Genomic DNA, 12,353 nt, shown 5'->3' with positions numbered 1-12,353 from the left:
GGCCTGCCATTTTAATAGACGGAACCCACCGAAGCTTTGCCCTATGGAACAACAGATTGAATACAAGACGTGGATGTGCCTGATTTGCGGCTGGATCTACGATGAAGAACAAGGCGCCCCGGACGACGGCATTGCGCCCGGCACGAAGTGGGAAGACGTGCCCATCAACTGGACGTGCCCGGAGTGCGGCGCGCGCAAGGAAGACTTCGAAATGGTGCAGATCTGATCCGGATCTGACCTGTCTCCCGTCAGCAAGTGAGCGTTTGCCCTCTTGCTGACAGCCAAGTATCAGGAAGTGACGGTTCGATGAAATGGGCTCGTCGCTTCCATGCCACAAGCGCTCGGCGGACGGCCGGCGCCATTGACGGCGAATAGGTGACTTGTCACACTTCGTCAAATTCTGAGCTTCACACTTCATAAGCGGGCCGGGGGGCGTAGTTTTGAAGTCGTCGCCAGCGTGGGCCTTTTCCGTTTGGAGGGCACGCTGCGCGGCGATTTGCCGCGATCCATCCGGTCAGAATGTCGTGGCGACCCGTGGTCGCGCACTGCGAGAACATGATGCAATCCGCGCGGGTGGAACAACTGGCTGACTCCCAACCGCTGGCGAACTCTCCGCTGGCGCATTCCCTGACAGGCTGCAAGGTGCTGGTAATCGACGATTCCAGCACCATCCGCCGTACCGCGCAGATTTTCCTCACCCAAGCCGGGTGCCAGGTTGTGCTGGCCGAAGACGGCTTCGACGCACTGGCCAAGGTGGGTGACCTGAAGCCCGACATCGTGTTCTGCGACATCCTGATGCCGAATCTCGACGGCTACCAGACCTGCTCGCTGATCAAGAAAAGCCCAAAGTTTCATGCCACGCCTGTGATCATGCTGTCTTCGCGCGACGGAATTTTCGACCGTGCGCGGGGCAAGTCGGTCGGGGCGGTGGACCACCTTGCCAAGCCGTTCTCGAAGGAAGCGCTGCTGGAGGCGGTCCAGACGCATTTGCCGGTGGCGCCAGCTGCCGCGCAGTGATGGCATCTCTCTTAACGAAGGACTGTTTGTATGGCAATCAAGAAAGTGTTGGTGGTCGATGATTCTCCGACCGAAGCGCTGCACCTGTCGGAGATCCTCGGCAAGAACGGTTTCAAGGTGACGGTGGCTGCCGATAGCGAGCAGGCCATGACCAAGCTCGAAGGCGAAACCTTCGACCTGATCCTGATGGACGTGGTGATGCCGGGCCAAAACGGCTACCAGGCGACCCGCGCCATCAAGAAGGACGAGCGTTTCCAGGGCATCCCCGTGATCATGTGCACGACCAAGGGCCTGGAGACCGACCGTGTGTGGGGCATGCGCCAGGGCGCATCGGACTACATCGTCAAGCCGGTCAAGGCCGAAGAGCTGCTCGAGAAGATCGCCAAGCTGGCGCAGTAAACCCGCGGCAGTTGGCCAATCGTTATCCAACCGCGCGCAACGCCTGACATGGCGTACAGCACAGGACATGAGCCAGACGTGAACGAACAGCGCACCAACCTGACCTCCCGCCAGCGCCTGCATGAATACCAGGCGATGCTGGCCCGCCGCCTCCAAGAGGCGCGCGCCAAGTCGTCGACGGAAGGCTTTCTGGGCGTGCAGATCGGCGAGCACCACTGGCTGCTGTCCCTGACTGAAACCGGCGAGGTGCTGGACTACCAGCCGCCCGCACGTGTGCCGCTTACGCAGCCGTGGTACCTCGGTCTCGTGAACGCGCGCGGCAACTTGCTTGGTGTGATCGATTTCGGCCTGTTCTGCGGTGAAGCGCCGACGGGCAGCGGCAGCGGCGCCAAGATCGTGGTGCTGTCCAAAGACCCGCAGCGGGCGTGCGCGATCGTTGTGCCGCGCGTGGCGGGCCTGCGCAGCCTGAGCGATCTGCAGCCCGCGGAAGCCTCCGTGGAAGAGGGCCGTCCGTGGTTGGGCCGCGCCTGGCGCGACGCGCAGGGCACGCAGTGGCGCGAACTGGATGTGCGGCAGCTTCTAGCCCATCCGGCGTTCCTGCAGGTCGGCCGCAGCCGCACATAAAGCGATTGGGCAATCAGGCCGTAGAGCCGTAGACCAAACAAGAAAGATTGAGCACGCCGCAACGGGAGCGGGGTGTGCAGGGGCAAGAGGCGGTGCGTGGCGCGCAACAGGGCGCGCCAGATGTATCCAGGCACTGCCGAAGGTGCGTACCACGCCGGATGGAACAAGGCGCGGACGCGGACGGGAAATCCATGCGGCTGATCTCGATAGAACGAGACGGCAGCATCGACAAGACAAGAGGGTCCTATGGGGTTCAAGTGGTTCAACGCAGGTCGCCGTGCCGGTGAGGCTGGGGCGCCGGAGGTTGCAGTGGAGGGCGCGTCGGCGGCTTCCGCGCAGTTGGCGCAGTTGGACAATGCGTCCCATACGGATGACGACAATCCCGCTGGCCCGCCCACGCAGTTGGGCCGCTCGCCCATGGATGCCGTGGTCGGCTGGATGGAGCGCGTGCCGTTTGCCGCGCAGCAGCGTGTCTTCACGATTGGCCTGGTGGTCGGTCTGCTGGCCCTGCTGATCTCGGTGTACCTGGATAACCGCCAGGCCAACAACGGTTCGGTGCAGATTGAAATTGCCGGTGACACGCTGATGCACTCGCAGCGTCTGGCCAAGGCAGTGCCGGTGGCGCTGCTGGGTAACACCAACGCATTCGCCCAGCTCAAGGAAAGCCGCGCGCGCTTGCAGGAGAACCTCGAGGCGTTGAAGAACGGCAGCTCCGAGCGCGGCGTGCGTGCCTCGGGTGGCGAGGCCGGAGCCCTGCTCGACAAGTCGATCGAAGAGTGGAAGCGCAGCGACAAGAGCGCGCAGGCCATTTTGGCGCAGGAAAAGACGCTGGTGGCGGTGGGTAAGACGCTGAACGTGTTCAACGCGTCGAACCCCGAACTGCTGGAAGAAGCCGAGCAGATCTCGTCGATGAAGCTGCAGACCAACGCGCCGGCCCGTGAAGTGGCCGCCTCGTCGCAGCTGGTGATGTTGACGCAGCGTCTGGGTAAGAACATGAACGAGTTCCTGGCCGGCGAAGGCGTGAACCCGGAAACGGCGTTCCTGCTCGGTAAGGACACGAACACCTTCCGCGAAACCCTGAACGGCCTGCTCAACGGCTCGGAAGCGCTGCGCCTCTCGGCCGCCACCGATGCCGAGACCAAGGGCTATCTGCAAGAGCTGTCGACCCGCTTCGACAACGTGCAGAAGACCACGCAGATCATTCTTGAAAACCTGCCGGGCCTGATTGCCGCAAAGCGCGCCCAGCAGCAGATCTTCAACGACAACGAAAAGCTGCGTGCCGACCTGTCGGACCTGCAGTCTGCCTATGCCGGCAGCGTGCGTAGCCGCCCGGTGACGCTCGGTGCGGTGGTGCTGTCGGCCATCCTGACCGTGGTCTGCCTGGCCGGCCTGGCCGCCCTGTACCTGCGCGATTCGCGCGTGCGTACGATGGAAGCAGAAGCCCGTCAGCGTGAAGCTGAAGAGCGCCGGATGGTGGAAAAGCGCAACAACGATTCCACCCAGGCCGCAATTCTGCGTCTGATGAACGAGCTGCAGGACATCGCAGACGGTGACTTGACCAAGCAGGCCACTGTGTCGGAAGACATTACCGGCGCCATTGCCGACTCGGTGAACTACACCGTGGAAGAACTGCGCGAGCTGGTCGGCCGGGTGCAGCAGACGGCCGAGCAGGTGACGCAGGCATCGTCGGCAGTGCAGACCACGTCGGAAAGCCTGGTGGCCGCGTCGGAAGAACAATCCCGCCAGATTCGCCAGACCGGTCAGTCGGTGGTGGAGATGGCCGACCGCATTACGCAGGTCTCGCGCGGCGCAGCCGAATCGGCCAACGTTGCACGTGCCTCGCTGGCTGCTGCAGAGCAAGGTCAGCAGGCGGTGCAGAACGCCATCACGGGCATGAACGACATCCGTGATCAGATTCAGGAAACCTCGAAGCGGATCAAGCGCCTGGGCGAATCGTCGCAGGAGATCGGTGAAATCGTGGAGCTGATCTCGGACATTACCGAGCAGACCAACGTGCTGGCACTGAACGCTGCCATCCAGGCGGCATCGGCTGGTGAAGCCGGCCGCGGCTTCTCGGTGGTGGCAGAGGAAGTGCAGCGCCTGGCAGAGCGTTCGGCTGAGGCAGCCAAGCAGATCGGTGCGCTGATCCGCACGATTCAGACCGACACGCAAGACGCGGTGCACGCAATGGAGCGCAGCACGGCGGGTGTGGTGGAAGGGGCCAAGCTGTCCGATAACGCCGGTGCCGCACTGGTGGAGATCGGCCGCGTGTCGCGCCAGCTTGCCGAACTGATCGAGAGCATTTCGCAGACGACCTCGCACGAAGCGACGCTGGCTTCGGACGTTGCGCAGAACATCGAACAGATCCTGCACATCACGGAACAGACGTCGACGGGTACGCGCCAGACCGCACAGTCGGTGCGCCAGCTCACGCAGCTTGCTGAAGAACTGCGTGACTCGGTGGCGCGGTTCCGCATCGCCTGAGCTCGTCACCACTGGATTTCGGGCGGGAGCGCCGAAGGGGCCACCCCTGGGCAATTGCGGCAACCGCCACCTGCTTTTTGGAAGCACACATGCGTCATCAATCTTCCGCCGAGCCCGCCCAGTCCCATCCTGCCTCGCTTGAGGCGACCGGGGCCCCTGCGGTTCGTCCGAAAGCTGCCGTGCCCGCGCGCGACCTCTCCGCGCTGGCGTGGGTGGCGCCCAACATGCGCGCCGCGCTGGACGATGCCGTGCGCGAGTTCGGCGAATACGCGGCCGAGGTCATCGCCAATCCGGAGGTCATCGGTGCGCGCGATACGACCTCGCTGCGCCTGGCTGGCCAGTATCTGCACCAGGCTGCCGGCGCGCTGCTGATCGTCGGGCTGCGTGGTGTCGACGTGTATTGCCAGGCCGCCAAGCGCCTGCTCGAAGCCGTCGATGCCGGCACCGTAGCCGCTGACGCGCAGACGCTGGATGTGTTCTCGCGCGCCGTGCAGGCGTTGCAGGAATACGTGGCCGACCTGATGGCCGGCATGGACGAAGAGCCGCTGCGCCTGTTCCAGCCGTATCAAGCCGTGCTTGCCCGCCTGGGCGAAGAGCGCATCCACCCGGCTGATCTGTGGGCCGATGAGCTGCGCCATCTGCCGGCTCTGCTGCTGCCCTCGCGCGATCTGCCCGGACTGGCACGCCTGCGCCGCAAGTTCGAACTCGCGTTGCTGACCGCGCTGCGCGCACCGGCATCCAACGCCGATGGTGCGCAGGTGGATCCGTCCGCCGCCGCTGCAGCCTACGCTCCGCTCGAAGAGTTGCTGCATGGCATTCGCGCGCTCGAGCGCGAACCGCGCCGTGCCGGAGACGATCTGCAGCGCGATCTGTGGCTCGTGCTGGCCCTGACTTTCGGCGCCTTGCGTGCGGGCCTGGTGCCGGCCGACATGACCGCCAAGCGCTTGGCGGCACGCGTCAACCTGTTGCTGCGCCAGTACTCGCACAACAACGTTCATCTGCCGCAAGGCCTGCTGACCGACGCGCTGTACCTGCTGGCAGGCATGGCGTACAGCAACGCGCCCGCAACCCCAATGGGCGACGACACGCTCGGCCCGGACATCGTGGCCTGTGTGCAGGCCTTTGCGATTCCGCCCACGCACGCACCGGCTGGCGCACTGCATACGCGCCAGTATTACGCGCTGCTGCCGACGGACACCAGCGACACGCTGCAACGCGTTGGCCGCTCGCTCGAATCGCTCAGTCAACAACCTGCGCCCGCTGCGGACGAACTCGACGCCGCACTGCAGACGCTTGCGCTGCATGCCGACGCGTTGGGGCAGCCGGCCCTGTCTGACCTGTCGAACCGACTGACCGAAGCTGCCGGCCAGGACGTTGCACCCACGCTGCAATTCCTCTCGCGCATGCTGGCCCGCCCGTGGGCGGTGCATGGCGAATCCGGCGACTTGCGCAGCGCGTGGTTTGCCGCCCGCTGCAGCGAACTGGCCGAACACGCTCGCGCCACGCAAGACGGCCACGCCGTGCCAGCACCCGCATGGCTCGCGCTGCTGGCCGAAGAAGCCGCACAACGCCGCGCGCGCGCCGAGCAGGTTCGCACGCTGCAAACGCAGTTGGCCTCTGCCGAAACGCACCTCGATGCGTTCGAGCGTGAAGGCAAAGAAAGCGGCGGTCTGCAAGAAGCTGCACGCCTGTTCGGCGAGATGCAGAGTGCCTTTGCCGCACTCGACGCCTATGAGGCTGTCCACGCCACCGAAGCCGCGCAATCGACCATCAACGCGCTGCAAGCGGCGGGCGAGGGTGCCACCGCCGATCGCGAACGCTACCTGGCTGCGCTGGCCGCCAACGTCAGCGGCCTGCAGGCCTTGCTCGACGCGCTGGCTGCCGGCACAGAACTGACCGGCGGCCAGGTCGACGAGATCGTCATCGAAAGCCAGTTGACGCCGACCGGGCGCGAAACCGCATGGCGTGAGTTCGCCTTCGATACCGAATCCGGCATGCTGACCCGCCGCGAGCCGCAATCCGAAACGCTCGTCGGCGCAGGTGTGTCCAATGCCGAGGCTGCATCGCCGCTGCAATCGCTGCTTGATCGCCTGCTGGCCAAGCAACCGGTTGACCCGACCGACCCGCTGGCCGCCGAGTTGCGTGCCGCGCTGCAGGAAGCACGCGACGCCGCCGCCATCGACGACGATCCGGCTCGCCGACGTCGCCTGGAAGAGGCGCTGGCCCAGTTCGACGCATGGCAGGTCGGCAGCGCCGGTGCGCTTGAGCGTATGCAGGCCGCATTGGCGGCACCGGCTGCCGTGCCTGCCGCTGCCGCCGCATCTGCGCCTGCTGCCGTGCGGGATACCCAATCCATCGATGCCGAACTGCTCGACATCTTCCTGTCTGAAGCCGAAGAAGTGCTGGCCGGCGTGCGTGCCGATCTGCATGGCCTACAGGCCGCTGCCGATATGGGCACCGGAGGCCTGGCTGCCGGCCCCGATCTGGACTTGCTTACGCAACTGCGCCGCGCGTTCCACACGCTCAAGGGCTCGGGCCGCATGGTCGGCCTCACGCGCTATGGCGAAGCTGCCTGGGCGATCGAGCAGGTGATGAACGTCTGGCTGGCCGAGAGCCGCGTGCCGACGCATGACCTGGCCGCGCTCCTGACGCGCGCCGAGTCCGAACTGTCGACATGGGCGGCTGCCATTGCGCAATCGCCGCAAGCCGATCACGCCATCGAACCGCTGGTCGCCGCCGCAGAGCGTGTGCGCCATGGCGGTCCGTTCGTGTGGCTGGAGACGGTGCCCGAAGCGCACGCTGCTTCTGAACACGTTGAGCCGCAAACGCACGAAGCACCGGTTGCGGAAGCCGCATCGCACGACATCGACGCGGCACAGCCGATGGAGCTGGCTGCGCCGGACGTACCCGTTGCGGAAGCCGAAGAAGCTGTCGCGCTCACATGGGATGACGAGCCCGCGCTGCCCGAAGTCGAGGCGCCGATGCCCGAGGCCACCGCGCCGGTGGTCGAGCATGAGGCCGTCGAGCCGGTTGCAGAGCGCGTCGAAGAGGCCCATCAGGAAACTGCCGCTGAACCGGTGGCCGCTGACGCTGACGTCGACGCCAAGGTGATCCCATTCCCGTTCGCGCAGACCGGCGAGCCGGAGGAAGCACCGCACGACGATGGCGTGAAGGAGATTGGCCCGGTCCGCATCAGCGTGGCGTTGTACAACGTCTACCTGCAGGAAGCCGATGACCTGATCCGCCGCCTGGGCGTGGATTTCTCGGAGTGGCGTCACGAAGGCCGCACGCCCCCGAGCGAGCTGGCACTGCGCGCTGCACACACGCTGCAAGGCAGCTCCGCCGTGGTCGAACTGGAGCCAGTGCGCCAGTTGGCTGGGGCGCTGGAGCAGGTGCTGCTGAACTTGAACAGCCGTCCGGTGGCAATGCATCCGGGCGACTTCCGCCTGCTCGATCAATCCATCGAGCGCATGCGCGGCATGCTGCATCAATTCGCCGCCAGCCTCTGGCCGGAAGCTGACGAGGCGATGCGCCGCAGCCTGGACGAACTGTGCGAGCGTCTGCTCGTGCGTCCGCGCCTGCCGCTGGAGCCGGCGCCCGCCGCCTTTGCCGAAGCCGAACAGGCCGAGAACGAAACCGCTGGCCTGGCCGGCGAACCCGGGTTTGAACCGGCGGAGATCACGCCGACGTTTGTGCCGTCGCTGGTGCCCGTGCACGAGTCGCCGGTTGCCGAGCCTGCCGTGGGTGAGCTGGTCCGCCAGGCACCGTCCGACGCGCTCGACCCGGCGCTGCTGGAAATCTTCCTGGAGGAAGCGCACGTCGCGCTGCCCGAGTTGGGCCAGCACCTGCGTGCGTGGGAAGCCGCGCCGCAGGACCGCAATGCCGCCGGCCTGCTGCTGCGTAACCTGCACACCGTCAAGGGCAGTGCGCGCATGGCCGGTGCCATGACGCTGGGTCAGGCCGCGCACGAAATGGAAAGCGCCATTGAAGGCGGCCTGCGCCAGAACCGCGTGGACGACGCGCTGTTCCGCAAGCTCTACGTCTGGTTTGACCGCATTCAGGCGCACGTCGATGCGCTGGGCGCGGGCAATCTGCTGCCGCTCGATGCCGGCCTTGCCGATGCTGCCGATGCGCAGCAGACGGCCGCCGGCGCGCAGGCATCGTCGGGCGCATCGATGCTGCCAGCTGTTGCGGTATCGACGAACGTCGATCTGACCGGCGCGCGCAGCCCCGAAGCTGAAGCCCTGGAAGTCGCCGAACGCCAGCGTGCGATGGTGCGCGTGCAGGCGCGCGCGCTTGATTCGCTCATCAACGATGCGGGTGAAGTCGGTGCCGCGCGTGCGCGTCTCGAGTCGGAAGTCGATGCACTCAAGACCTATCTGTCGGAACTGAACGACAACGTGGCGCGTTTGCGCTCGCAGGTGCGCGAGATCGAAATCCAGGCCGAAACGCAGATGGAGTCGCGCATTGCCGATGCGGCTGCACACGACGAATCGTTCGACCCGCTGGAATTCGACCGATTCACGCGCTTGCAGGAACTCACGCGGATGATGGCCGAGTCCGTCAATGACGTGGCGACGGTGCAGCAGAACTTGTTCCGCGGTTTCGATCAGGCGTCGCTCGATCTGGAAACGCAGGCACGCCTCACGCGCGGCTTGCAGCGTAGCCTGATGCGCGCACGCATGGTGCAGTTCGATACCGTGGCCGACCGTCTATATCGTGTGGCCCGCCAGGCCGCATCGGAAACCGGCAAGGAAGTCCGTCTGTTCATCAAGGGCGGTACGGTGGAACTGGATCGCAGCGTGCTGGACCGCATGGGCGGCCCGCTGGAACACATGATCCGCAACGCCGTCGCACACGGCATTGAATCCGCCGACGAGCGCCGCGCCAAGGGTAAGAATCCGGCCGGCGAGCTCACGCTCGAAGTGCAGCAGGAAGGCAACGAAGTCGTGCTGCATTTCGTCGACGACGGTGCCGGCCTGAACCTCGACCGCATTCGCGCCCGCGCGCTGGAACGCCAGCTTCTGGCGCCGGAGGAGGAGGCCAGCGATGCGCGTCTCACCGAGATGATCTTCACGCCGGGCTTCTCCACGGCGGATCAGGTGTCCGAGCTGGCTGGCCGTGGCGTGGGCATGGACGTGGTGCGTGCTGAAACCGTCGCCCTGGGCGGCCGGATCTCGCTGCAGACCACGCCGGAAGTCGGCACGCGTTTCACCATCCACCTGCCGTTGACCACTGCCATTACGCAGGTGCTGCTGGTGCGTGTGAGCGAGCGCGTGTATGCGATTCCGTCGGGCATGATCGACCACGTGCAACCACTGCGCCCCCAGGCGCTGGCCGAGGCGTACAACGCCGCCGCGCTGCAATTGCCGACGGGCCCCGTGCCGTTCCACTACTTTGGCGCGCTGCTTGAAGAGGCGAAGTCCGTCACGGGCGGGCGCAAGTACTCGCCGGCCGTGGTGGTGCGCAACGGTGCCGAACGCGCCGCCGTGCACGTCGACGAAGTCATCGGCAACCGCGAAGTGGTGGTCAAGCACATCGGCCCGCACCTGGCGCGTCTGGAAGGGATTGCCGGTGCGACCACGCTGGGCGACGGCGAGATCGTGCTGATCTACAACCCCGTGGTGCTCACGCAGCGCTTCGAGCGCGAAGCCGCCGTGCGTGGTCTGTCCGATCAGGAGGCGACGGGTGCTGTTGCCGAGCTGCACCGCGACGGCAGCACCGACGCCGTGCCGGGCTTGGCCACACAGCCAATCGTCATGGTTGTCGACGATTCGCTCACGGTGCGCAAGGTCACGCAGCGTCTGCTCACGCGCTCCGGCTACCAGGCCGTGCTCGCACGCGACGGTGTGGACGCGCTGCGTCAGTTGCAGGAGATCACGCCCGACGCGATGCTCGTCGACATCGAAATGCCGCACATGGACGGCTTCGACCTTACGCGCAACGTGCGTGCGGACGAACGCATCGGCGCCACGCCGATCATCATGATCACCTCGCGTACGGCGGACAAACACCGCCGCTACGCCGCAGAGATCGGCGTGAACGTCTACCTGGGCAAGCCGTACAACGAAGAGGAATTGCTCCGGCATCTGCGCAACCTCATCGGCGAGCGGGCGCCGGCGGCCAACGCAGGCTGACGACGCGCATCGCAGAAACAACAACGGGCCGGTAAAACACCGGCCCGTTGCTCTTGGTGCATGGCGATTTTCAATCGTCGTCGCTGGTTTTGCTGAGTGCCGCCGCCTCAGCGCCCGATGTGCGATGCGCTTTCGTAACCGCATAGCGGTCCAGTGTCGCTGCACGCGCGCTGGCGTGGTCGACGATCGGCAAGGGATACGTTTCGCCCAACGCGACGCCCGCATCCTTCAGCACATTGGCAGGTGCTGTCCATGGCGCATGGATGTACTTGTCGGGCAGCTTTGCCAACTGCGGCAGGTACTTGCGGATGAAACGGCCTTGCGGATCGAACTTCTCCGACTGCGTGACCGGGTTGAAGATGCGAAACCACGGTTGCGCGTCGCACCCGCTGGAAGCCGCCCACTGCCAGCCGCCGTTGTTGGCCGCGAAGTCGAAGTCGTTGAGAACGTCGGCAAAATACTGCTCGCCGCGTCGCCAGTCGATGCCAAGGTCCTTGATGAGAAAGCTGGCCGCCACCATGCGCAGACGGTTGTGCATGTAGCCGCTCTGGAAGATCTGCAGCATGGCTGCGTCCACGAGCGGGTAACCGGTGCGCGCATCCCTCCAGGCTTCGAAGCGCGCATCGCCGGTGTCGCCGTCTACCCAGCGGATGCGATCGAATTCGGGATGGAACGCGGCGGCGTCGGCCAAGTCCGGGCGGTGATGCAGGATCATGAAATAGAAGTCGCGCCAGACCAGCTCGGACAGCCACGTCGCCGCGCCCCGGCTTCCGCGGAGCATGGCGGCATGTGCACGCGCTGCAAGCGTGCGGATCGACACGGTGCCGAAGCGCAGGTGCGTCGACAGATAGCTGGGTCCGCGCACGGCGGGAAAGTCGCGGCGCGCATGGTAGTCGTCCATGCGCTCTTCAAACTCATCGAGCAAGGACTGCCCCCCCGACATGCCGGTGGGCAGGGCAATCTCCGACAGATTGGTGCGAGCGAAGCCCATCGCTTCCAGCGCAGGCGTCGCGTGCGCAAGCGCCTGCGGCGGCTTGGCCAGCGCACCGAGGTAAGGCTCGGTCGGATACGCGCGCAAGTCGAACGGTGTCAACGCTGCCAACCACGCGTTCTTGTAAGGCGTGAAAACGCCGTACGGTTTGCCTTGCCCGTTCAGGATTTCATCGCGCTCGAAGATCACCTGATCCTTGAAGTCGAACCAGGCGCACGGCTGCTGAGCCAGCACTTTGCGCACCGCTTCATCGCGGGCCTGCGCGGAAGGTTCTTCGTCATGGTTGGCGAAAACGGCTTCGATGTTGAGCTTGCGCGCGATCTCGGGAATCGCGTGGCGCGGGTGATCATGCACGACGATCAGGTCGCCGCCGGCCTCGCGCAACGCGCTGCGCAGCTCCTCAATGGACGCGCGGATGAACTCGATGCGGCGGTCCGCCTTGAGCCCGCGCGCAAGCAGCGCGTCGAGGATGTCGCGGTCAAACACGAACGCGCAATAGACCTCGCGGCAGTGACGCAAGGCATAATGCAGCGCCGCGTGGTCAAAGTGCCGCAGATCGCGCCGGAACCACACCAGACCACGCTGGAAGTGCGCTCCGATGTTGTACGGCTGGCGGCTTGGGGCGGTGGAGGGCATCGGATGGAATCGGTTGCTCTTTGGACTGGCCGAGCGTATCGCAAAAATCGCCCTTTTTTGTCTTG

7 protein-coding genes are annotated in these 12,353 nt (G+C 65.4%); 6 read left to right on the top strand and 1 reads right to left on the bottom strand.

What is annotated here, in order from left to right:
- The first annotated feature begins 43 nt into the window (after window positions 1-43).
- From BG83_RS0109140 to BG83_RS0109115, 6 genes are all read left to right on the top strand, one after another.
- Complete coding sequence (locus tag BG83_RS0109140; protein WP_003261842.1) at window positions 44-226, top strand: rubredoxin; 183 nt, start codon at window positions 44-46, stop codon at window positions 224-226.
- Window positions 227-519: 293 nt separating this feature from the next.
- Window positions 520-1,017, top strand: coding sequence for a response regulator (locus BG83_RS0109135; protein ID WP_037031664.1), 498 nt, complete (start codon window positions 520-522; stop codon window positions 1,015-1,017).
- 30 nt (window positions 1,018-1,047) lie between these two features.
- Window positions 1,048-1,416, top strand: coding sequence for a response regulator (locus BG83_RS0109130; RefSeq protein WP_024976427.1), 369 nt, complete (start codon window positions 1,048-1,050; stop codon window positions 1,414-1,416).
- Between the two features lie 78 nt (window positions 1,417-1,494).
- The gene (locus BG83_RS0109125) at window positions 1,495-2,040 is read left to right on the top strand and encodes a chemotaxis protein CheW (RefSeq protein WP_024976426.1); all 546 of its coding nucleotides are present in this window, start codon (window positions 1,495-1,497) and stop codon (window positions 2,038-2,040) included.
- Between the two features lie 246 nt (window positions 2,041-2,286).
- Entirely contained in the window at window positions 2,287-4,524 is a 2,238-nt protein-coding gene (locus BG83_RS0109120; protein WP_024976425.1) for a methyl-accepting chemotaxis protein, read from the top strand.
- 89 nt (window positions 4,525-4,613) lie between these two features.
- Entirely contained in the window at window positions 4,614-10,661 is a 6,048-nt protein-coding gene (locus BG83_RS0109115; RefSeq protein ID WP_024976424.1) for an Hpt domain-containing protein, read from the top strand.
- A gap of 70 nt (window positions 10,662-10,731) precedes the next feature.
- Here BG83_RS0109115 and BG83_RS0109110 read toward each other — a convergent pair whose 3' ends face one another.
- Complete coding sequence (locus tag BG83_RS0109110; protein ID WP_024976423.1) at window positions 10,732-12,288, bottom strand: cryptochrome/photolyase family protein; 1,557 nt, start codon at window positions 12,286-12,288, stop codon at window positions 10,732-10,734.
- Window positions 12,289-12,353 lie beyond the last annotated feature (65 nt).

Origin of the sequence: Ralstonia pickettii (assembly GCF_000607165.1) — a bacterium.
GTDB lineage: Bacteria > Pseudomonadota > Gammaproteobacteria > Burkholderiales > Burkholderiaceae > Ralstonia > Ralstonia holmesii.
Note: the sequence above shows the minus strand (reverse complement) of the source record. Positions and strands in the feature narration are given on the sequence as shown.